This window comes from Priestia sp. VA7, from assembly GCF_055710015.1.
In genome coordinates this window covers 358,010-379,158 of record NZ_JBVQPN010000003.1, presented here as the reverse complement: position 1 = coordinate 379,158, position 21,149 = coordinate 358,010, and the positions used below count along the sequence as shown (strand labels likewise).

General features: G+C 38.1%; 23 protein-coding genes. 12 read left to right on the top strand and 11 right to left on the bottom strand.

Annotation, left to right across the window (positions count from 1 at the left end; all coding sequences use genetic code 11):
• Window positions 1–46: 46 nt before the first annotated feature.
• From qoxA to AC0C45_RS14620, 3 genes are all read right to left on the bottom strand, one after another.
• Window positions 47–1,000: a cytochrome aa3 quinol oxidase subunit II gene (qoxA, locus tag AC0C45_RS14630; protein ID WP_013057827.1), complete on the bottom strand. Its 954-nt coding sequence runs from the start codon at window positions 998–1,000 to the stop codon at window positions 47–49.
• Between the two features lie 566 nt (window positions 1,001–1,566).
• Window positions 1,567–2,145: a hypothetical protein gene (locus AC0C45_RS14625; protein ID WP_013057828.1), complete on the bottom strand. Its 579-nt coding sequence runs from the start codon at window positions 2,143–2,145 to the stop codon at window positions 1,567–1,569.
• A gap of 309 nt (window positions 2,146–2,454) precedes the next feature.
• Window positions 2,455–2,802 carry a rhodanese-like domain-containing protein gene (locus AC0C45_RS14620; protein WP_472928230.1) on the bottom strand — a complete coding sequence of 116 codons (348 nt, stop codon included), beginning with the start codon at window positions 2,800–2,802 and terminating at the stop codon, window positions 2,455–2,457.
• Between the two features lie 388 nt (window positions 2,803–3,190).
• On the opposite strand from AC0C45_RS14620, the gene AC0C45_RS14615 reads away from it, so the two are divergent.
• Complete coding sequence (locus tag AC0C45_RS14615) at window positions 3,191–3,655, top strand: hypothetical protein (RefSeq protein WP_236702274.1); 465 nt, start codon at window positions 3,191–3,193, stop codon at window positions 3,653–3,655.
• 45 nt (window positions 3,656–3,700) lie between these two features.
• Here AC0C45_RS14615 and AC0C45_RS14610 read toward each other — a convergent pair whose 3' ends face one another.
• On the bottom strand, window positions 3,701–3,853 hold the full coding sequence (locus AC0C45_RS14610) for a hypothetical protein (RefSeq protein ID WP_237892538.1): 153 nt from the start codon (window positions 3,851–3,853) through the stop codon (window positions 3,701–3,703).
• 80 nt (window positions 3,854–3,933) lie between these two features.
• Complete coding sequence (locus AC0C45_RS14605; protein ID WP_025751108.1) at window positions 3,934–4,173, bottom strand: hypothetical protein; 240 nt, start codon at window positions 4,171–4,173, stop codon at window positions 3,934–3,936.
• Between the two features lie 184 nt (window positions 4,174–4,357).
• On the opposite strand from AC0C45_RS14605, the gene AC0C45_RS14600 reads away from it, so the two are divergent.
• The 6 genes from AC0C45_RS14600 to AC0C45_RS14575 all read left to right on the top strand — a co-directional run bounded on the left by AC0C45_RS14600 (window position 4,358) and on the right by AC0C45_RS14575 (window position 9,826).
• Window positions 4,358–4,789, top strand: a complete 432-nt coding sequence (locus AC0C45_RS14600) for a PAS domain-containing protein (RefSeq protein ID WP_026106639.1) — start codon at window positions 4,358–4,360, stop codon at window positions 4,787–4,789.
• Window positions 4,790–5,073: 284 nt separating this feature from the next.
• Entirely contained in the window at window positions 5,074–5,433 is a 360-nt protein-coding gene (locus AC0C45_RS14595) for an ArsR/SmtB family transcription factor (protein ID WP_306437821.1), read from the top strand.
• A gap of 31 nt (window positions 5,434–5,464) precedes the next feature.
• Entirely contained in the window at window positions 5,465–8,026 is a 2,562-nt protein-coding gene (locus AC0C45_RS14590) for a heavy metal translocating P-type ATPase (RefSeq protein ID WP_257062004.1), read from the top strand.
• Window positions 8,027–8,084: 58 nt separating this feature from the next.
• Window positions 8,085–8,705 (top strand): class I SAM-dependent methyltransferase, encoded by a 621-nt coding sequence (locus AC0C45_RS14585; RefSeq protein WP_237892541.1) that lies wholly within the window; start codon window positions 8,085–8,087, stop codon window positions 8,703–8,705.
• A gap of 84 nt (window positions 8,706–8,789) precedes the next feature.
• Window positions 8,790–9,290: a PCYCGC motif-containing (lipo)protein gene (locus AC0C45_RS14580; RefSeq protein ID WP_237892542.1), complete on the top strand. Its 501-nt coding sequence runs from the start codon at window positions 8,790–8,792 to the stop codon at window positions 9,288–9,290.
• A 218-nt stretch (window positions 9,291–9,508) separates the two neighbouring features.
• Window positions 9,509–9,826: a DUF3243 domain-containing protein gene (locus AC0C45_RS14575; RefSeq protein ID WP_013083905.1), complete on the top strand. Its 318-nt coding sequence runs from the start codon at window positions 9,509–9,511 to the stop codon at window positions 9,824–9,826.
• Window positions 9,827–9,873: 47 nt separating this feature from the next.
• Here AC0C45_RS14575 and AC0C45_RS14570 read toward each other — a convergent pair whose 3' ends face one another.
• The 4 genes from AC0C45_RS14570 to AC0C45_RS14555 all read right to left on the bottom strand — a co-directional run bounded on the left by AC0C45_RS14570 (window position 9,874) and on the right by AC0C45_RS14555 (window position 14,491).
• Window positions 9,874–10,719 (bottom strand): N-acetylmuramoyl-L-alanine amidase family protein, encoded by an 846-nt coding sequence (locus tag AC0C45_RS14570; protein WP_047933185.1) that lies wholly within the window; start codon window positions 10,717–10,719, stop codon window positions 9,874–9,876.
• Window positions 10,720–11,160: 441 nt separating this feature from the next.
• Window positions 11,161–11,784, bottom strand: coding sequence for a LysE family translocator (locus AC0C45_RS14565; RefSeq protein WP_016764799.1), 624 nt, complete (start codon window positions 11,782–11,784; stop codon window positions 11,161–11,163).
• A gap of 124 nt (window positions 11,785–11,908) precedes the next feature.
• Window positions 11,909–13,552 (bottom strand): APC family permease, encoded by a 1,644-nt coding sequence (locus tag AC0C45_RS14560; protein WP_047932022.1) that lies wholly within the window; start codon window positions 13,550–13,552, stop codon window positions 11,909–11,911.
• Window positions 13,553–13,933: 381 nt separating this feature from the next.
• Complete coding sequence (locus tag AC0C45_RS14555) at window positions 13,934–14,491, bottom strand: thioredoxin family protein (RefSeq protein WP_026106641.1); 558 nt, start codon at window positions 14,489–14,491, stop codon at window positions 13,934–13,936.
• Window positions 14,492–14,826: 335 nt separating this feature from the next.
• Here AC0C45_RS14555 and AC0C45_RS14550 point away from each other — a divergent pair, with 335 nt between their 5' ends.
• The 3 genes from AC0C45_RS14550 (at window position 14,827) to AC0C45_RS14540 (ending at window position 17,162) form a co-directional block, all read left to right on the top strand.
• Window positions 14,827–14,958 carry a hypothetical protein gene (locus AC0C45_RS14550; RefSeq protein WP_013057845.1) on the top strand — a complete coding sequence of 44 codons (132 nt, stop codon included), beginning with the start codon at window positions 14,827–14,829 and terminating at the stop codon, window positions 14,956–14,958.
• Between the two features lie 343 nt (window positions 14,959–15,301).
• Complete coding sequence (locus AC0C45_RS14545; RefSeq protein WP_237892543.1) at window positions 15,302–16,435, top strand: processed acidic surface protein; 1,134 nt, start codon at window positions 15,302–15,304, stop codon at window positions 16,433–16,435.
• 1 nt (window position 16,436) lies between these two features.
• Entirely contained in the window at window positions 16,437–17,162 is a 726-nt protein-coding gene (locus AC0C45_RS14540) for a class D sortase (RefSeq protein WP_237892544.1), read from the top strand.
• 29 nt (window positions 17,163–17,191) lie between these two features.
• Here the strand turns inward: AC0C45_RS14540 and AC0C45_RS14535 are convergent, their stop codons facing one another.
• Window positions 17,192–17,983, bottom strand: coding sequence for a sulfite exporter TauE/SafE family protein (locus AC0C45_RS14535; RefSeq protein ID WP_013057848.1), 792 nt, complete (start codon window positions 17,981–17,983; stop codon window positions 17,192–17,194).
• Between the two features lie 312 nt (window positions 17,984–18,295).
• On the opposite strand from AC0C45_RS14535, the gene AC0C45_RS14530 reads away from it, so the two are divergent.
• Entirely contained in the window at window positions 18,296–18,865 is a 570-nt protein-coding gene (locus AC0C45_RS14530) for a GNAT family N-acetyltransferase (RefSeq protein WP_472928229.1), read from the top strand.
• A 391-nt stretch (window positions 18,866–19,256) separates the two neighbouring features.
• Here the strand turns inward: AC0C45_RS14530 and AC0C45_RS14525 are convergent, their stop codons facing one another.
• Window positions 19,257–20,081 carry a 5'-nucleotidase, lipoprotein e(P4) family gene (locus AC0C45_RS14525; RefSeq protein ID WP_237892545.1) on the bottom strand — a complete coding sequence of 275 codons (825 nt, stop codon included), beginning with the start codon at window positions 20,079–20,081 and terminating at the stop codon, window positions 19,257–19,259.
• A gap of 416 nt (window positions 20,082–20,497) precedes the next feature.
• On the opposite strand from AC0C45_RS14525, the gene AC0C45_RS14520 reads away from it, so the two are divergent.
• Window positions 20,498–21,130 carry a YitT family protein gene (locus AC0C45_RS14520; RefSeq protein WP_013083915.1) on the top strand — a complete coding sequence of 211 codons (633 nt, stop codon included), beginning with the start codon at window positions 20,498–20,500 and terminating at the stop codon, window positions 21,128–21,130.
• The last annotated feature ends 19 nt before the right edge of the window (window positions 21,131–21,149 follow it).

Sequence of the window (21,149 nt, the reverse complement as noted above, 5' to 3'; positions counted from 1 at the left end):
TATGTCTTCCCCCAATCATTACGTTATTTAGTGTAATAAATGAATGTTATTCATGATTTGAGTGATCCATGTTTTCCATTTCTTCATTACTCGTTTTTTCGTCTTCTTTCATCTTGCTGTGATCATGTCCTGTACCACGTTCTAGCTCTTTGCCAGGAATGTATACATCTTTTGCATGGTCAATCCATTTTAAATGTGTACCGTTGTAAGTTTGACGACCAACAACGCCTGGGCTTAGGATTTGATCATATTTCTTTTCAGTCAGTTTACCAGCTGTACCTTTTACATCACTAACCCACTCTTTGAAGTCTTTGTCCGTTTGAGCTTGAACTTCGAACTGCATTTGAGTGAAATGTTCACCCGAGAAGTTAGCACTACGTCCCATATAAGAACCAGGCTTATCAGCTTCTAAGTATAATGGCATTGACATATTGTTCATCGAATATTTTTGTCCGCCAAGTTCTGGTACCCAGAATGAGTTCATAGGTCCTTGAGCCGTTAACTCAAATTTCACTGGCGTATCTGCTGGAATGTTTACATAGTTAACCGTCTCGATATTTTGTTCCGGATAGCTGAAAATCCATTTCCAGTTTGCAGATGTAACGTGAATCACGATTGGATCTTTATCCTTTGATTCTGCCGGTACTTCTTCTGCAGAGTAGATCGCTTTAACAGTTGGCACTGCTAATAGAATTAAGATGATGATTGGGAAAGCTGTCCAAATAACCTCCATCTTTAAGTTACCTTCTTGCTCAGGTGGCTCATAGTCCATGTTTTCAGGTTTTTCACGATATTTGACAAGAACAAATATAAAAATAGCAAATACGACAACAACCACGATCAACATCATCCACATAGACCAAATGATTAAATCAGATTGCGTTTTTGCAACAGGACCTTGCGGGTTCAATACAGCAAGTTTTGAACAACCGCTCAAAAATACTAGTGAAAGCGCAGATAGTAAACCTACTAGCTTCCAAAATCCTTTTTTTGGTTTCACTTAAAACTCTCCTTTCTAACAACACATGATGCGAAGCCTATATTGATGAACATTCAAAATGCGCTATCTTTCGCTAGATAACGACATTTTTATACAGACTCTCTTCCCCCTTATTTGTAGGCCACTACTATTGTAATACAAAATGACATTTTTTTCGTCCCTTTTGCTTTATTTTTTTATATTAAAAATATTCTAATATAGTGACTGTACCAATGGGGTTAGAGTGCTTCAACCTTGCGATATTCTATCACATAATTTGGTATGAATAAATGTAAATAAAAGGATTCGGCTCCCATTTCTTAACTATTTCTTTAGGAATAACTGCAAAATTAGCTTTGCATATTTGCTTCAACATTGATATATCAATACACATCGACATAATTGAATATTTTGTGACAAATTTTCAAAGAAAATGTGACGTCCTGTATGAAACTTATTTTGCCCGTTAATTCCCTTTTATTTTGTAGCAAATATTTGATTTTTTTGCTTAAAATTCTTTCTTTCGAAAATATGAACAAAACGTGAATTTTTTTAAAAAGCTTTTTATTACAGAAAAAAGCTGCGTGTTACTCACGCAGCTCTTGATCCATAAATTCTTTAACCGTGATATCATCCCCTGCTTTATCCAGCAGCGTTGTCGTTGCTGGAAACGGATGTTTAATATGACTCGGTATTTTTTCATACAGCACAAAATAATCACTTTTTGGAACCGCGGCATCAATTGTATACGTATCGTGCACTAAAGCCGCCTTTACTCGCTCAATTTGTTTACTTCTATTTGTTCCTGTAAACAGCGCATATGTCCCTTTATTTGTATGGATATCATCATAATCCACTAAATTGCTCATTTTGGTACTGACTTCAATACGCAGGCGTTTGTTCCATCCTTGCTTCAATACGGCCATTCCTTCTTTATCACCAGGTATGGAGAATAAGGCTATGTATGTATTAGAGTGATCAACCCGTTTAAAATCTTGCAGCGTAATCCTTGCAGAACCATCAATACTTTCTTTATGCTCCCAATTTCGCAAATGCTGCTGCACACTTGCAGCATTGTTTTCAATCGGATATCGAATCATTTCATACGCAACAATTACAACCGCTATACAAATGAACAGAAATAGCAACCGCTTTATCTTTCGCACATCTATTCACCTTCCTTAGCTTACTCCCCTTTTATGTAATTGCCTAAATTATAACTTCCTATTAAACCTCTGTCTATGCACTAGGAGAACTACGTTTTTTTTTACCACAAAAGGGATTTTTCAAACCTTTTGTCATAAAAATACGCTAAAAGACTCAGTAGCTGTTGAACCAAAAGAAACCGATCCCTGCCCCCCCTTCTCATCTTCATAACAAAAAAAGATACCCGTTTTGACACAGGTATCTCTCAGCTTATATATCACAGCTTTCCAAAAGGAAACCCTATACAGGGTCATTTGCTGTTCTTTTTATTACACACATCTTTCCGCACACATGTATCCCTTGACCTGGTACCCATGTTTTTTGAGCTGACGAATGCTTAAATTTCGGGAAATGCTGTCAGGAACAATTACGACCACTTCTTTATATGGAATTTCCTCATGCTGTCTCTCTAAATAAGGAAGCGGAATATGGATTGCTTTTTGACAAGGGTTTTGTTTCATTTCATGAAAATGACGAACATCTACATACGAAATTGTTGTAGAACCACAGTCGACGGTCGTCACTTTCTTTATTCCCTGCACCGGCACATAGCGTTTATAAAAACTGTAACACATTAATAAAAGTAAAATACCTATGCTCATATATAGTATCGCCATGTTTTCCTCCCAATTAATTTCTATACCCCTGTATGTATACTATATTCGAAAGAAAGAATCAACACAGAAGCACTCTATCTCATTTCTCTCTGAAAGAAAAATGGTCTTTTTACACTTTATTATGAAACCACAATAAAGTGACGAAATCAATCATTATTTATTTTGATTTTTCGAAAGATTTAAATACTAGTAAACAGATCGTTTTTTCTTATTATAATGAAGAAACGCAGAATTTTTATTTTCATTTCCCCTTTTCTTTCCCGTTAAAACTGAGGTTCGCTTATGAGTAATACAATACATTAGAACCAATGTTGCACAAACGTTAGAAAAATGATTCTAAAAATGAAGGATGCGAGATAGGATAGTATGAACACGTGAAGGGAGAGATATGATGTTTGATTTGTACTATGTTGTATTATTTACAGATCAAGGTGAGGTAGCAGGCACCTGCCCCATCTATATAAGTCCCGAAGAAGACGTTGAAAAAGAACTGTTAAAAAATATCACTTTGCATAAACAAAGGCTGCAGTCAAAAAAAGAAAAAGTGTTTTATTTTGACCAGGATAAAGAGGATATGACAGATTTATCAGATCACTATGCGCACATCCTGACATTTGCTAACAACGACAGCCAAATTGCAAAATGGCTGGAAGAAGCACATGAAAAACTGTGCAAAACCGGTGAACTTTTTGTGGAGAATGGTTATTTTCAGCGTGCTTTTATGCATTACATTAATCAAAAAAGCAATGTTTTAGAGAATTACTCGTACGAAGTTTGTGAAAAATCAGTAAAGTTCATATATCAAGCAAGAGACTATATTGTAATTGGATCAGAAAAATACGAGTTAACTTAATGCAAAAAAAGGAAAGCTTCAGTTTCAGAAGCTTTCCTTTTTTAATCAATCTCCATCAAGATTTGCCCGACAATTATTATGAGATAAAGATGCATTTTGTGCCTGATGCTGCTTTTGCTCCCTCTGCATTGTCATATCTGTTTGTTTCATTCTTCCTTTAGCGATGTGTTTAGTTTTATTTCCTTGGTTTAATGTCATGTTCATTCCCCTTTCTGGTGGATATAGTGTATGAGAATAACTCACACGCCATAAGAGGAAATGATATGAAAAAGCCCCTCTTAAATTGAGTGAGCTTTCTGCCTAAAACTGCTTTTCCTTTTATTGCTGAATCCGCATGAAAGGATATTCTCTATTTTAAACGTTCGTTTCTCGTTCCTTAGTAAGCACCAAGCTTTTACGCTCTGAGGATAAATTTTATACACAATAATAAATCGCTGTGTCAAACATCCTTTATCGTCCATATAAATAATTTCAACAGGTCGTTTTGAAGAGTAGCTTTCTTGAAGTAGCTGTCGCATAGAATTCGCTCCTTTAATTTTTAGTTTACCGAACATATGTTCTTTTTTCAAGTGTTTTAAACTGAATAATTCTTTAGCTTTTACAGCTTAAAACGGGGAAAAGCATGGGGAAAATAATAAAAATCATACAAATATTAGGTAATTGTGATATGGTAAAAGAGATTACTTAAGTTGGGAGAGGTGCATGATGGAAAGTAACATACTTAAATGGATCCCCGTTCCTTACTTTCAATTAAATCAAGAAGGTGAAATCCTTCATTTTTCTAGTCAAGCACATTCTTATTTTTCTTCAGTCTCCAGTCTGTGGAGCATTATTCATAAAGACGACCGGAAACAAGCAATGTGGATGCTGTCACAGCACTCCTCATCTAACCCCATCATCAGGCATTTGCGTTTGAGAACGACCGATGATACATTTGTGAATTTTAAATGCACGATTCATTGGAAAAATGGTGTAGGGCATTTAGTATGTACCGAAAAGAAGAATGTCAAGGATCCGTTAGATGTTGTATTATCTGCTCAATCCTATTTAGAAAACTCGGACAAACGATTAAAAGAGTCGGACAAGGTGTTAAATAATTCAGCAGATTTATTATTTAACCGATTAAAACGCTAATTAAGTAAACAAAGTCTAAGCTATATTTCATTATTTCTATCATTTTTAAAATCATTAAAAGGCTACCTACAGGGGTGGCTTTTTGTTTTGTTCTGCCTGTAAAGTCATTCTCTTTTCGCCCGCACCATTTAGTACAGAGTACATACACTAATAGGCATACTTTCTATATTTATGTTTTGCTCAGAAAAAAATTCCGAATACTCAATAAATGTTTGAACATTTTTTAAAATTGACATATATTATAAACAAACAATCATTTGAATGTTTGAATGAAGGAGGAAATCATGCCAAAAGACCGCTGTGATATTTATTGTTTTAATGAAGAAAAAGTAAATCGTATTCAGCCTGCTATCGATGCCGAAGCTGTTCAAGATGTTTCTGCCCTGTTCAAAGCGTTAGGAGATGAAACGAGGCTTAAAATTGTCTTGGCTCTGTATAAAGGCGAGGAATTATGTGTATGTGACGTAGCCAATATAGTAGGCTCTACGGTTGCTACTGCTTCTCACCATTTAAGACTGCTGCGTAATATAGGAATTGCCAATTATCGCAAAGAAGGAAAGTTAGCTTTTTATTCTTTAAGGGATGCACATATTAAACAAGTAATTGATATCATGTTTGCTAAAAAAGAAGACGTAACCATTTAAGTTTTTCTTACCGTATAGGGAGTGGGACACAATGAAACACGAAGATAAAAAAAGTCATCAGCATACCGGAAGCTGCTGCAGCGGATCTTCTTCAGCAGAAATTGAAAGCAAGACCTGCTGCTCCTCTTCTTCAGAAGCCGCATCTACTGAAGAGCCTTCTTCCTGTGGCACAAAGAGTCATGAACACAGTCATAGCTGTTGTTCAGATGCGATTGCGTTAACGACCGATAAAAGCCAGCATTCTTGCTGCAGTGATCACGATATAGTACCAGGCGACAGTGACATAGAAGAAACGGCTGAATACCGCGTATATGGAATGGATTGCCCTTCCTGCGCCGCGACGATTGAAAAAAGTTTAAAAACATTAAACGATATTCAACACGTAACTCTCAACTATAATACAGGAAAGCTCCAGGTAGCGGCGGCAAGTGAGTCAGCTCTGTCACTCATTCCAAGCTCAGTAGAAAAACTAGGGTTTAACATTGAGGCTATCCAATCAAATAAAAAAATGAAAACGTATTTGATTGAAGGAATGGACTGCGCGGCTTGTGCGAACACGATTGTGAATCATTTAAAAACAGTTCCTGCTGTCAAAGATGTACGCGTTAACTTTTCAACGGGAAAAGCACAAATTGAGCACGATAACGAAGCCGATGACATTATTAAAGAAGTATCTAAAGCTGGGTATACCGCTACTTTAGTAACTAGCAGCAGGCAGTCTGCTGAGTCGCGGCACCATAAAGGGCAAAATGGACCGATTGTTTTTTCGGGTATTTTCATCGCATTAGGTTTTATCGGTTCTCATACAGGAATTGCTTCTTATATGATAACTGTACTCTACGCTATTGCCATGATTGTCAGCGGATATAAGCCGGCTAAAAGTGCTTATTACGGAATTAAAAGCCGTTCTTTAGACATGAATGTTTTAATGACCGTTGCAGCACTTGGAGCAGCTGTTATTGGTGAATGGCTTGAAGGTGCTACGGTCGTTTGGCTATTTGCTTTAGGTGTTGCTCTGCAAACAAGGTCGATTGAACAAACAAGAAACTCGATACGAGGTTTGATGGACTTAGCTCCTTCTGAAGCATGGGTGAAAGAAAACGGCCAGCTGATTAAAAAAGCAGCGGGAGATATTTCAATCGGCACTACGATTGTCGTAAAGCCAGGAGACCGAATTCCGCTAGATGGTGAAATTATAAACGGCGAATCCAGTATTAACCAAGCTCCTATTACAGGTGAATCTATTCCAGTTGATAAAGTAATCGGTGATGCTGTTTATGCAGGCACCATTAACGAAAGCGGATCGTTAGAAATTAAGGTAACAAAACTAGTGGAAGATACGACGATTTCTAAAATTATTCATTTAGTGGAAGAAGCACAGGAGAAAAAAGCGCCTACTCAAGCATTTGTTGATAAATTTGCAACCATTTACACGCCTATCGTCTTTATTTTAGCTTTATTCATTATGGTCATCCCTCCCCTGTTTGATGGTGCATGGAGTGAGTGGTTTTACAAGGGGCTTGAATTATTAGTTGTGGCTTGTCCATGTGCGCTAGTCATTTCTACTCCCGTCGCCATTGTATCTGCGATTGGAAACGCGGCGAAAAATGGCGTGCTCATTAAAGGCGGGACGTTTTTAGAAAAAGCTGGTGCAATCAATGCGATTGCTTTTGATAAAACAGGAACGCTAACAGAAGGCAAACCAGCCGTTTCAGAGGTTGTTTCCCTTGCTGCTGAAGAAAATCAGCTTTTAGCGATAACAAAGACGCTTGAAGACTATTCGAATCACCCCATTGCCCGTGCTATCGTGGATTATGCAGCGGAGAAAAAAGTCGGTTCTTTACAAGGATCAAATTTTAAAATCCTTACAGGAAAAGGCGTGCAGGCAACAATTCAAGAAACGGTTTATTACGCAGGTAATGCAAAATTATTCTCAGATTTAGAAATACCTCTATCCCACTGCTGGTCTCATATTAAAAAGCTTCAAAACGAAGGTAAAACAATTATTATTGTCGGAACAGCTAAAAGTGTTCTAGGTATTATTAGCGTAGCTGATACCATCAGACATACAACCGTATCTGCTTTAGAAAGCCTTAAACAAAACGGGATGCAGCAAATTGTGATGTTAACCGGTGATAACGAAGGAACAGCTAAAATGATTGCTTCTCAGTCTCGGATAGACCGCTATTTCGCCGATTTGATGCCTGAAGACAAAGTGAAAGCCATACAGCAGCTTCAAGATGAAGGCTATCAAACGGCTATGGTTGGAGATGGGATTAATGATGCCCCTGCTCTAGCTACTGCTGATCTTGGAATTGCAATGGGCGGTGCTGGTACTGATACGGCCATGGAAACAGCTGATATTGTTCTCATGGCAGACAATTTAGAAAAGCTTCCTCATACGATGAAGCTAAGCCGTAAAGCGTTAGTTGTTATCAAACAAAACATTTGGTTTTCTATTATTGTTAAAGTCATTGCCTTAGCTTTTATCTTTCCAGGGTGGCTTACTCTGTGGATTGCCGTCTTAAGCGATACAGGAGCAGCGCTACTTGTTATTTTAAACAGTCTTCGCTTACTCAAAATGAAAAATTAAATGTAATCCATAAGCTTTCCAGCAGGCGTTGGAAAGCTTATTCTCTAGGAGGGTTTACGTGAATAACCGCTGGAATCAATTTATTTATAAATGTTGGGCTCCTTTTTACGATGCGTTTTTTAATAACGGGATGTTTTATCGAGCCAGAAAAAAAGTCTTTCAAGACGTCCACTTTTCATCTGAACAGCGCATTTTATTTGTAGGTGTTGGAACGGGTGCAGATTTAGCTTTTATTCCTCATGAAGTAAATGTAACAGCCATCGACCATTCCAGTGAAATGCTTCAAAAAGCAAAAGATAAATACAAAAATCCATCTATAACCTTTCACCAAATGGACGCTCAGCAGCTAACATTCGACTCTTTTTCGTTTGATGTAGTTGTAGCAAGCTTAATTCTTAGCGTAGTACCTGATGCGGAGCAAGCTTTAAAAGAAATGACAAGAGTAGTAAAGCCTAAGGGAACTATCCTGATTTTTGATAAATTTGAAACTAAAAAGAAATCAGCGGCTTTTCCTAAAAAAATATTCCGCCCTTTCGTAAAATTACTAGGAACGGATATTGGACTCTCTTTTGAATATGTGTTTGAAGCGAGCCGGGATCAGCTTATCTTGAAGGAGAATTCAAGCGTCATGTTGAAAGGTATGTATCGGAAAATTATTTTGCAGAAAGTTGATGAATGACTTCAAAGACGAATGATGCCTTTTTCACATGATGGATGTACATATTATTGTCTAGCTTTAATTGAAGAAAGGATGAACATTTTGATGATAAAATCAAAGGTCATAACAGTTGTCCTTGCAGCAAGCATGGTCTCCGGCTGCGAAAACGAAAGTAAAGAAAGTTCAGGCAACAAACGTACAGAAGCAACACAACATGAAGAACATCAGCAGCACACATTAGGTGATAAACGAGAAGAAACAAAAAATAGTGAAACTCTTCCCTCTTTTCTAAGTGACAAGCCCGAAGACATGCAGCTTATTTATGCAGCCGCTGCTAAGCATCAAACCTTACTAGAAAACATTCCTTGCTACTGCGGATGTGGAGAAGAAGCTAATCATCAAAACAACTACGACTGTTTTATCTTTGAAAACAAAGAAAACGGCGCAGTGACGTGGGATGATCACGGAACAAAATGCGGCGTCTGTTTAGAAATAGCCGCTCAAGCTGTAGTAGACTACAGCAAAGGCAAAAGCATTGAAGACATTCGTCAAGAAATCGATGATAAATATAAGGAAGGCTATGCCACGCCTACGCCAGAAGTATGATGCTTCAGTATAAAAATCAGTAAAAGACTTTGATTTCTTTATTCAAAGTCTTTTTTGTCATTTTATTATTAATTGATAAAACCTTATTTGACCTCACCTTTTTAAGTCCTTCTAAAACGCCATAATATAAAAATAACACATTTGGACGTTTATTTACTGAACCCTCAGGGAATATGCTTTCTAACACCCAAATATAACCATGAGAGGAGAAAAAAACTATGAGTAATTCTGTAGAAACAAATCATTCAGCAAAAGTTGAAGGAGCAATTAATTCTATGAGCGAGGAGAAAAAAGAGGATATTCTCTCTAGCTTCGAAGGATTTAAAAGTTATCTAGGGGACAAGGTCTCAAAAGGTGAAAAGTTAGGGATGAACGAAGAACAGCTGGCTAAAACCGCTCAGAAAGTAGCTGATTACCTTGCTAAGCATGAAGAGCCGCGCAATCGAGAGGAAAACCTGCTTCACGAACTGTGGAAGGTTGGAGACAAAGAACAGCAGCATCATCTTGCCCATATGCTTGTAAGATTGGTTCAATAAATAAAAAAGATGACACGCTGCCGTGTCATCTTTTTTATTTACAGATATTAAACAGCTGGAATGATAATTTGCTGGCCAATTTGTAATTTTGCAGGATCTACGCCGGGGTTTGCATCCTGCAGCTGCTGAACGGTCATGCTATATTTTTTCGCAATGCTATAGAACGTATCTCCTGCTTGTACAGTATACGTAGTGACAGGAAGAACAATTTGCTGACCAATTTGCAGTTTTGCAGGATCTACGCCAGGGTTTGCATCTTGCAGCTGCTGAACGGTGATATTATACTTCTTTGCAATGCTATAAAATGTGTCTCCAGATTGAATGGTATAGAATGTAACTTGATTAGAAGGTAAGTTTAAATACTTAGCAATTCCACGCGCGTGCGCTTCTCCCACTTCCCGAAGAAACGTAGCGTTTTTTAATTTTTCAGCGTCGGCTGTCGTATCGATAAACAAGTTTTCTGTTAAAACAGCTGGCATATTTGTTTCACGCAGTACAGCGTAATTAGCCGTTTTTAAACCGCGATCTGCAATCGTTCCAAATTTCCGCATGATTGTTAAAATTTCCGTGTGCAGCTCTTTTTGTAAAAGAGAAGATTGACTTCCCTCTTGTGATGGATACCGATACGTTTCAAATCCAGTACCGCTGCCAGCATTAATGTGCATAGAAACAAAAATATCCGCTCCCCATGCATTAGCCCGGTTCGCTCGATCTAATAATGAAACAAACACATCGGTTGAACGAGTTACTTGCACATCTACGGAATAGTTATGTTCTAAATACGCCCGCGCGTGTAGTACAAGCTGCAGCGTAATATCTTTTTCACGCAAATTATTTCCTAAAGCACCTGAATCTGTACCGCCGTGTCCTGCATCTAGCCATACTTTTTTCATGTGAACCTTTCCTTTCAATCATAATATGAAAGAACTTGTGATTAACACCGGCTTTGCCTGATGTTTTATCTCTCATTCTATATATATATGTGATTGGACAAGAAGGGTTCGTCCCCTTAAAACATTCAAAAAAATTCACACAAGAAAGCAGGATTTTGCTAGGTATTCTCCGCTGTTTTAAAGCACAAAATAAAGACGGATAAATGAGCTAGCGTGAATCTCGTTACTCCGCTGTTGATTTCTGTGCAAGACTTCGCTTTCCGCGGGAGTCTTCGCCTTGCCCTCCAATCACCAGCTAGAAGCAACTGCATACATGAAACTTACTTTTACCATAGACATAAAAAAATCCGAGCGAATTGGATTTATCGTTCGGATCTCCCTTTAACTAACGTCCACGCCTTTTAATGGAGATAAAAAGCAGGTTCGCCATCTTATCTTCTGCTATTTCTCACTAAAAGCAATTTTTAAGCCAATAAGCGTAAAGATAGAGCCTTGCACGAGATTAAGCCGCTTAGACAGAGCTGGAGATTTTCGCAAAAACTCTCCTACTTTCCCTGCAAATAGACTAATTAACGTAAAAATAATCAGCGCTTGAACTAAAAATACGGCGCCATAAACAAGCATTTGCTGTGTGGCGTGTCCGGTTGAATGATTAACAAACTGAGGTAAAAGAGCAAGAAAAAAGAGCGAAACTTTTGGATTTAGCAGATTCATAATCACTCCTTTTTTATATAGCGCCTTGTACTCAACGGCTTCTTTGTTGTCAACAGCGAGAGCGGAATCTTTTGCTGTAAACGTCTTATAAGCCAGATATAATAAATAAGCTGCTCCAGCGTATTTTACAATAGCAAACGCTAAAGCCGATTGATAGATAACAGCCGATAGACCCAATGTTGCTGCAGCTATATGACCAAGCAAGCCCGTACAAAGCCCTAATGAAGTCGAGATTCCTGCATATCTGCCGTTTGATATGCTTTGTGCTAAAACAAATAAGTTATCAGGTCCAGGCATAACCGTAAGCAAAGCGGCTACGCCTAAAAAAGAAGTGATTGATACGATATCCATAAGTCGTTCTCCCCCTGCATGATTTTGCCCACCATTATAGCATTTTTTACTATCTAGTATTCAAAAAAAATAAAATCCATTCCTAAAAAAGCAGCCTCAACTATTCAGGCTGCTTTTTTACTACTTATTTAATTTGTTTTTCTATGATCTGTTCTTTAGCTGAGGCAGTCTGTGCTTCCGCTGCTTTCATTTCATTATTAACATTGATTGCTTCTTTTAAATACTCGGTTTTGTATCCGCTTTTAAGTGCCCAAGCATAAAAGAAAAGTGCAACAATTGCAATAAGACCCATATCCCAGCCGTATTTAATAATATTGAGTCCCCCGAACTTTTCACTTCCTATCCAAGAGATTGTCATCATACATAATAAGTAGACAATCATCCAAACGCCGGCTCGGAAGTTTTGACCAAAGCCTTTCCATTTTGATTTTGCTTGGTAATAAAAATAAATTGGCAAACCAATTAAAATAATAAATAATACCTGTCCAGTTAACGGCCATCTTGCCCAGTAAAGAGTAAGTGAAGCAAAAATAAATCCAAGAGGCGCTATTACGTTTAACCCTTTTATACGTAAAGGTCTATAAAGCTCGGTCCCCGTTTTCCTTAACGTCATAGCGGTAATAGGACCGGTAAGATATGAAATTAATGTAGCTACAGAAATAATTTCGGCTAAAATTCCCCAGCCTCTAAATAAAAATAAAAAGATGAATGAGACAAATAAATTAAAGAACATGGCTTGACGAGGAACTCCATAAAGCGGATGAACTCGTCCCAGTATATTCGGCAAATATTTATTTTTTTCCATACCATAAATCATGCGTGACGTGGTAGCTGTATACGTAATACCTGTTCCTGATGGCGATACAAAAGCATCGGCATATAACACAATAACAAGCCAGTTAATATTTAACGCAATCGCTAGATCGGCAAACGGCGAATTAAAGTTAAGATGACTCCATCCTTTTACGATTTCTGAAGGATTTACCGCTCCAATAAACGCAATTTGAAGCAATACATAGATCACGGTTGCAATTAAAATTGAGCCTACTACTGCAATCGGAATAGAGCGACCTGGATTTTTTGCTTCTCCCGCCATATTAATAGGGCTTTGAAAACCGTTAAAAGCAAACACAATCCCAGACGTAGCAACCGCTGTCAAAACGCTTGCCCATCCATTTGGAGCAACGCCTCCTGCAGAGGAGAAGTTTCCTCCGTGAAACCCTGCAAATAAAAGAGCACCAATTGTAAGCCCTGGAATTACAATCTTAAAAACAGTAATAAGTGAATTAGCCTTCGAAAATAAGCCTACGGTCCAATAATTTAGAAGAAAATAAATGATTAATAGTCCTGTAGCAATAGCCAAGCCTTTTCCAGTAAGAATCCCATTTTCTACTAAACTGCCTGTCCATTTCGCCCACTCCCACGGCCATGAACTCATATACTGAACAGAAGCAACCGCTTCAACAGGGATAACCGATACGATTGCAATCCAGTTTGCCCAAGCCGCAATAAAGCCAAGAAATGAGCCGTGCGAGTATTGCGTATATTTAACCATACCTCCTGCTTCTGGAAACATCGATCCTAGTTCACTGTAAGAAAGAGCTATAAATAAAATAACAACCATTCCAATAATCCAAGAAGCAATTGCTGCGGGGCCTGCAATTTGAGCAGCTCTCCATGCCCCAAACAACCATCCTGATCCAATAATAGATCCAAGACCAACCATCATGAGAGAAAACGTTCCCATTTTTCTATGTAAGTTATTCATGTATCTAACACCTTTCTTCTATATTTTCTGAGAAGTGAGTTATTAAGCGCTTTCATTAAATTTAAAAAATAAAATTCATTTTGAACTTTAAAAATGCTGCTTAAAAATACTATCCAAAAACTTTTCCATTCATTTACGCGTCCCCTTTCTTCATTTATTATTTGTTATTATATCATCATCAAGTTAAAAAGTACGCGTTTTGAATAAAAAATATTTTTATTTTTAGAATTTTGTACGTTTTTTCAATTAAAAGTGCGCGATTTGAACACTAACATTCATAAGAGCTGCCTTTCCATTAAAGTGATATACAAACGATCTTGTTGCGATAACCAGAAAAAAGCAGGATAAAATGAGCGCTTCATTTTATCCTGCTTTTTTAAGTTATTTCACAACTGCTAATACCGTTTCTTTAAAGCTGTTATAAACATGCGACCAAAGAGCTGGTTCTTCTTTATATCTTGTTCGTAACGAAGAAAAAACTTCTTTTTGTTTTTCTTCAAACGAAGGATCTTCTTTTGAAGGAAGCGTGGCACGAAGCTCATCGACGATTTGCTGAACTTCGGGAGCACGGGGGCCCCACTTCCCAAGTAGCGTCCCTTCATTATTAAAAATTAAAATAATCGGAATGGCACGTCCTCCGTTTGTTAAGTGACGGTCAATTAATTCGGTGTCCGCATCTCGCAGTGCAACGCGCACATCGATACCGGCAGCTTCAGCTACTTTACGAATGATTGGGTTAATCATCATCGCATCTCCGCACCAATCTTCAGTAATCGCTAAGAAATGAAGCTTGTGAGCCTTTAATTTGTCAGCCAGTCCATCTTTAGGAAGCTGAAATTGTTCATAAACAGCTAAACTTTCCTCTTTTAATGTACTCATGTCGTTCATATATGTTTGAATTGATTTTCCTTCTTCAAAATACTGCTGTTCTGTTTTCATCAAAATCCCTCTTTCTTTTTTGTATACAAATAGATGAGATGTAAAAATTCGGTTTACTCTTTTCTACACGCACTACTAGTATAGCTTTTAAGCACAGTGAATCAAAATATAAAAGTCAGCGCGTTTTTTAGCCTGCGACAGGATTTACAAAACTTCAATTTAAAAACAGCACATTGAGATGTTATAAAAAAAGAGAATGGGGTACATGTACACTATCAATGTAACAAATTTTAAATCTTTGTGAATATTTGAGAATGTTTATTGTGTAACCGTCATCTTTTGATTATGATAATGATATGTTAGCTACTTGACTAAATATGGAGGATGAGGCAAATATGAATCAATCCCCGCATGAAAAGCGAAAAAAACGCAAACAGTTTGTAGAACGTTTAAGGCTAAAAGGAATCAAAATAGAGCTGACAAAACCGCGCTCTCACTTTTCTTCACTATCCTTATTAAAATCATAACTCGTAACCACCTTTTTCTAAAGCGGAACGGTATCGAATTTCAACTATCTATGCTAAGGCTTACATATCATTTCAAAAAGAACAGCTTCAAAGTGCTGTTCTTTTTTGATACTTTTTTATATTTCTGCCTCTGTTAAAAAAAATTATAAACCTTTTTCTTTAGTTCCTCCTTTTTCTATCTAGGGCTTTCCACTCCCTTTCGTACGGTGTTCTCAAGATATATAGTTCTATAAATCCCTTAAATTACCACTATATTCAAGGTATATATAATATAAGTATATATTGTAAATTTATAACTCTTCCTATATAATCTTGTAGAAAACGTAAAAAAAGGAGAAAATTGATGAAAAAACTGGGGGCAATACTATTATCATTTCTGCTGTTTGTTGGCGTATTTCCAACGTCTTCATTCGCAGCAGTGTCAACATTTGACGCAGATTTCAACAAGTATTTAAAATCGGTAAGCCAAACGCGAGGCTTTGAAGTAACCAAAGACGACGTTGAATATTCGCTTTCACTGTACGATGAAAGTCTTGAAAACTTCGATACAATCGCAGATTTAGAAGATTTTTTAGGTGAACCAATTGCAGCTGACTTACATAACGTGCAAGATGTGTATGCAGATTTTGACTTAGACAAAACAAGCTTAAATGCGTTATTAAAAGAGAACGGCCAAAGCTTAGACGATTATGTATACCTAGATGATTTATACGATGATGTCGGCTTCTATCTAGAGGGCGACGACTGGTATGAAGATGATGAGTCATATGACGAAGAAGACACTTCTTACGATGAGGAATTAAGCGAGGAAGATTTAAGCGGCTTACTATCATTTATGCAGTCTGAATTAGGCTTAACTTCAGAAGAGTTAAATCGAATTGAAGCACATTTTACATCGTTAGAAGATGAGCTTTCAAATGAAGCAACGCTTAACCGCTTAGATCAATTAGGCGAGCGCTTAGCGGCATTCGAAGATTTTGATACAGCAACAGAATTATCTGCTGATCAAATCGCTGAATTAATGTCTATTTATAAAGAAATGCTATCAATCTTCCATTTAGACGCTAAATTTTCACTTGTACAAGGCGGAAATGAAAGACCGCTTTCTCTTACTGATTTAATCAACTTAGAAGAATTAAAAAATGCAAGTCTAAAAATTTCTCTTTATACGACAGACGGTAAATTTTTAGCAGACATGGTGATCACAGGCGATATGTTTAATTCTGATATCATCACAGACACAGGAAAAGAAGTAGAAAAATCTGCTGAAGCTGTAGCAAAACCAGCTCAAGCACAAAAACCAGCAGTAGAAAAGACACAAGAACCTGTGAAGAAACAAACGAATGGCGCTGTACAAAAAACCGTTAAAGGCGGAAAACTTCCGGAAACGGCTTCTAATTATGTAACAAATACATTAATTGGATTAGTGCTTGTAGCCGCTGGCTTTGTTCTTTTCCGCAAAGTGAGACGCGCATAAAATGGAACCAAGAAAAACAAGAAGAACAATCAATCGCAAAAAGCGGTTGATTGTTCTTTCCCTTTTAGCCGCTGTCATCTGCTTTGGTCTTTGGTTTACAACAACAAACGCCTATAAATTTGCAAGAGGCTATTTGGCATTTAAAACAATGGATACAGAAGAACCAGCCGCAGCTTCAGTTTCTAAAAGCAAGGACGCTTCAACAGCAGAAGCTTCAGCAGAAGAGTCTGCTGTTGAAGCTAAAAAAACGGTACACTCTCGTACTGCTAGCCCGGAGAAAAAGCCGAAAGTGTCAAATGTGTCTTACCCGAAACAGCCAAAAATCGGTGATTTAATGGGAGAATTATATATTCCTAAATTAAACGCTAAGCTGCCGATCTATCACGGTACGAACGAAGATGAATTAGAAAAAGGCGTCGGTCATTTTGCGGGAAGCGTGCTGCCTGGTCAAAACGACAATTCTGTTCTATCAGGACATCGCGATACGGTCTTTCGTAAGCTTGGCGACGTGGGTGAAGGCGATTCGCTCGTGGTGGACACGGCAGCAGGTACCTTCACATACAAAGTGAACAAAGTACGAATCGTTGATGCGGATGACCGGACTGTTATTGTGCCAAAGCCTAGAGCCACTTTAACCGTCAGCACCTGTTATCCGTTTAACTACGTTGGTTCAGCACCTGAACGCTATATTTTAGTCGCTCACCTTGTGTCATCAACAACAAAATAAAAAAGCTGTCCTTAAAAAGGCAGCTTTTTTTAATGAATAGATTTCATTAGTAAATCAAACCATATTTTCAGCGAAGTCGCCGTAATAACGATCGCTAAGATAACTTGCAGCGACGCTACCTTCGTCTTTTGCCCAACAAAAGCGCCGATTGGAGCTGCTAGTAAGCTTGCTCCAATAATCATAAGCGCCGGAAGCAAAAGGACTTGATGCGTCATTACTTTACCGAATGTTGTTCCCATAGATGAAATAAACGTCACGGCTAATGAGCTTGCAATCGTTACGCGCACAGGAATTTTTAACACGGTAATCATAATAGGAACAAGTAAAAATGCGCCCCCTGCTCCGACAATCCCCCCGCAAATTCCAACTAAAAACGCCAGAGCTGCTGCCAAAGGTTTTGAAAACGTCACTTCGAATGAGTCGGCCGCTGGATTATTTTTTTTTGGCATAAACATTAATCCTGCAGCAATTGTTGCCATCACGCCGTAAATGAAATTGATCATTCCTTCTGAAAACGAGTTTGATAGCGTTGAACCAATGAGACTGCCAACTAGGACGCTGATACCCATATATAAAATTAACGGTTTATTCAAATAGCCGCCCTTTTTGTAAGCAAGAGCTCCTGAAACAGACGCAAACAGCGACTGTACGGCTCCTATACCAGCTACTTCGTGCGCGCTGAACATTCCCACTCCTACAAGAGGCGGAACAAATAGCAACAGCGGGTACAAAACAACTGATCCTCCAATTCCAAGCATACCTGCTAAAAATGACCCGAAAAACCCGAGTGCAAATACCGTTATTAATAGTTGTACATCCATGTTTTTACCACCTGCTTTTATCAATCCAATATCATGTTTGTTATAAAGTATGTATACATACAACGCCTTATCTCTTCTTCCATTGTATCACTGTATATGCTTCTTTTTTGTAAAAATATTGATAAAAGTGCTTTCAATTATTAATTTTTTTAATCATTAAAATCCTATCGGCTTTATGCGTTATTTACTTGTAGCCTAAACTTCCTCGCTCTTCTCTCTGTTACTTGTGGTAGAATAAAGAAAAACTAGATGTTAGAACTGCCTACACGCTACGCTTATCTCAGCAGGCCCATCATCACAGGAGGCTTTCGTATGTTTGAATACAAAATTGATGACGAAGTTAGTTTGCATTTGATTGAATCAACTGACACTTTCCCCTTGCTTTCTCTTATTAACGAGTCAAGACCTTACCTAAAAGAATGGCTCCCATGGGTAGATAGCATGCAAAGTATTGCTGACTACGATGAACTCATCCCTGAATGGAGAGCTCAATATTATAATAACCAAGGATTCCAGGCCATCATTCGGTACTACGGAGAAATCGCCGGGATGATTGGTTTTCACGGAATTAATTGGGGAAACAAAAGTACAAGTCTCGGCTATTGGATTGGACATGATTTTCAAGGAAAAGGTATTATGACAAGAGCCGTACACGGATGCCTGAATTATGCATTTAATACGTTAAACCTTCATCGAGTCGAAATACGCTGCGGTGTTAATAACGAAAAAAGTAAAGCCATCCCTACGCGTCTAGGTTTTACAGAAGAAGGTATTTGCAGAGAAGGTGAATACCTATATGATCACTACCATGACCTTGTGATTTATGGCATGTTAAAACACGAGTGGAAGCAAGCTCCTTATGCTCCTTGGCTTCTTTCTTAAAAAGCAGGATCATTTGGACAAGCTATCGTTTGAACTGACTATATTGGAAAAATTAAAAAGAGGTTGAAGACATAACGAAATGAATCCAGCCTAAAGACGAACAAATGAGATACTTGAACTGAACCGCTTATGACACCGCAGTTGATTTCCGCGCAAGGCTTCGCTTTCCGCGGGCGGCCGCTGAGCCTCCTCGTCGCTTGCGCTTCTGCGGGGTCTCACCTGTTCCGCTTTTCCCGCAGGAGTCTTAACCTTGCCCTCCAATCACCTGCTAGAAGGAACAAGACAGATGAAACTATATTCACCATAACAAAAAAACGAACGGTTGATCACATGCTGATCAATCGTTCGTTTTTCACTTGGGTTAAAACCCTTTTGTCCCAGCCTCTTTTTTTTAGTTGAAATACTGAAGCTGTTCGCGGCGAAGCTTATCTTTTTGTTTGTCCGAAATTGAGTAGTCGTAGTTATAAATAGCTCCTTCCCAGTCTCCATACATTGGATTTGGAAATACGATTAGCTTTTGGCCAAACGTTTCTTTTTGCTCTTCTACAAGCTTATTTCGATCAGTAATGGACTTTTTATCAAAGCCGCTAAAATCAGATAAGTTATCACCAAACAGCAGGACTACATTATGATTTGTCGCTACTTTTTGACGGCGCGTTTCTTTTCCTTCATCTTTTGGACCCGTTAATAGCACATGGTCTTTGGTTGCCTGAGGAATATGTAAATTCTTTAGGTTTTTAATTGTTGCCTCAAGCTGAGAAGTTGTACGGCCCGAAATATAGTAAATATCTACACCTTTTTGATCCGCATACGTCAAGAATTCAACAGCACCTGGTACTGCTTTCGCTTTTGCTGCTTGCACCCACTCATCCCATTTATAAGGAAATCCTTTTCCGGTTTTGATTGCTGAAGCTTGAAAGGGGCTATTATCAAGCACGGTTTCATCTAAATCCAAAATAATGGCAGGCTTTTTATCGGTACTTTTTGCAAGCGCCTCCTCTAAACGAAGCTTTCCAGTATTATAGCCTTGGTAATACAAAGCTTTCATTTCGCCGGATGTTTGGTACCAAGCATCGGCCATGATTTGCTGATCAGCTAGGTGTTGAGCGGGTTCTTTTTTCTCAGCAGACACTTCTTTTTCCTGCTGAGGGGCACATGCCGTCAATGAAAAAGCAAGTACACCCGCCCCTGTCAACGCTGATAATTTCTTATTCATTTCGCATCCACTTCCATCTCTACATATTTTTATGCTAATAATGTTACATATTACCTCAATTAAACATAAAATCAATAAAAATCCGAATTATATTTTAATTTTAGTTAAAATTGTTCGTTTTAATTATTTTTTTCTCCCTTTTTTTAACCATTATCCAAATATTTGTTTATACATTTTCCAAAATCCGTTTTTCTCATTCTTTCTTTGTAATCTTTTTTTAGAAACATATTGGTTTATCGCTCATTCGCTTCAAAAAAACTTAATAAATCTGAATTATCTAACTTTTAATCTTGTGTTAGATTCTCTCACAAAAGTGCTTTTTTTTGAAAAGATATATAGTAAAATAGATTTTGTGAATTAAATGACGGTGTTTTCTATCGAAAGTATTGTATAAATATACAAAAGGGGATGGAGATATGAATCACGTAAAACAATGGGGATGGATTACCTTTGGCTGTTTGTGCGTTGCCATCGGGATTCAATTTTTAACCGCTTCTAACCTCGTTATCGGCGGAACAGCAGGACTTGGAATCGTCCTGCAGCATTTAACCGGTATTTCATTTGGGGTATTGTTCTTTATCATCAATTTACCATTTTATTTTATGGCTCTTACGCAAATTGGTCTGCAATTTACGATAAAAAGCTTCATCAGCGTTAGCCTGATGTCAGTGATGTCGGATTTATTAGCTGCCAACTTTTCGTTTGCGCTTCCGCATCCGCTTGTAGCTGCGATTGTGGGCGGCATTATTGTCGGCATTGGACTGATCTTTTTGTTTCGCCACGGCTCTTCTCTTGGCGGAATCAACATGCTATGCGTGTTTCTTGATAAACGCTTTGGCATTAATCCAGGTAAAACAATGCTTTTGACAGATGTGTTGATTGTAGGCTCTGCAACAGTGGTATTCGGCGTAGTTCAAGTTCTTTATTCGTTAATCGGTATCTTCATCATGACAGGACTGCTTGGACGCTATCACAAACGCTCGCCAATCGAACGAACTGGTGAACATATGGAAGAAGAAGCGAAACAACAAACGGCTTCAACTATGTAAAAAAACCGTGCGGGAATAA

Coding starts and splice junctions, on each gene's coding strand:
- AC0C45_RS14620 (WP_472928230.1), bottom strand. CDS start 2,802: ATGGCGATACTATATATGAGCATAGGTATTTTACTTTTATTAATGTGT.
- AC0C45_RS14615 (WP_236702274.1), top strand. CDS start 3,191: ATGATGTTTGATTTGTACTATGTTGTATTATTTACAGATCAAGGTGAG.
- AC0C45_RS14610 (WP_237892538.1), bottom strand. CDS start 3,853: ATGACATTAAACCAAGGAAATAAAACTAAACACATCGCTAAAGGAAGA.
- AC0C45_RS14605 (WP_025751108.1), bottom strand. CDS start 4,173: ATGCGACAGCTACTTCAAGAAAGCTACTCTTCAAAACGACCTGTTGAA.
- AC0C45_RS14600 (WP_026106639.1), top strand. CDS start 4,358: ATGATGGAAAGTAACATACTTAAATGGATCCCCGTTCCTTACTTTCAA.
- AC0C45_RS14595 (WP_306437821.1), top strand. CDS start 5,074: ATGCCAAAAGACCGCTGTGATATTTATTGTTTTAATGAAGAAAAAGTA.
- AC0C45_RS14590 (WP_257062004.1), top strand. CDS start 5,465: ATGAAACACGAAGATAAAAAAAGTCATCAGCATACCGGAAGCTGCTGC.
- AC0C45_RS14580 (WP_237892542.1), top strand. CDS start 8,790: ATGATAAAATCAAAGGTCATAACAGTTGTCCTTGCAGCAAGCATGGTC.
- AC0C45_RS14575 (WP_013083905.1), top strand. CDS start 9,509: ATGAGTAATTCTGTAGAAACAAATCATTCAGCAAAAGTTGAAGGAGCA.
- AC0C45_RS14570 (WP_047933185.1), bottom strand. CDS start 10,719: ATGAAAAAAGTATGGCTAGATGCAGGACACGGCGGTACAGATTCAGGT.
- AC0C45_RS14565 (WP_016764799.1), bottom strand. CDS start 11,784: ATGGATATCGTATCAATCACTTCTTTTTTAGGCGTAGCCGCTTTGCTT.
- AC0C45_RS14560 (WP_047932022.1), bottom strand. CDS start 13,552: ATGAATAACTTACATAGAAAAATGGGAACGTTTTCTCTCATGATGGTT.
- AC0C45_RS14555 (WP_026106641.1), bottom strand. CDS start 14,491: ATGAAAACAGAACAGCAGTATTTTGAAGAAGGAAAATCAATTCAAACA.
- AC0C45_RS14550 (WP_013057845.1), top strand. CDS start 14,827: ATGAATCAATCCCCGCATGAAAAGCGAAAAAAACGCAAACAGTTTGTA.
- AC0C45_RS14545 (WP_237892543.1), top strand. CDS start 15,302: ATGAAAAAACTGGGGGCAATACTATTATCATTTCTGCTGTTTGTTGGC.
- AC0C45_RS14540 (WP_237892544.1), top strand. CDS start 16,437: ATGGAACCAAGAAAAACAAGAAGAACAATCAATCGCAAAAAGCGGTTG.
- AC0C45_RS14535 (WP_013057848.1), bottom strand. CDS start 17,983: ATGGATGTACAACTATTAATAACGGTATTTGCACTCGGGTTTTTCGGG.
- AC0C45_RS14530 (WP_472928229.1), top strand. CDS start 18,296: ATGTTTGAATACAAAATTGATGACGAAGTTAGTTTGCATTTGATTGAA.
- AC0C45_RS14525 (WP_237892545.1), bottom strand. CDS start 20,081: ATGAATAAGAAATTATCAGCGTTGACAGGGGCGGGTGTACTTGCTTTT.
- AC0C45_RS14520 (WP_013083915.1), top strand. CDS start 20,498: ATGAATCACGTAAAACAATGGGGATGGATTACCTTTGGCTGTTTGTGC.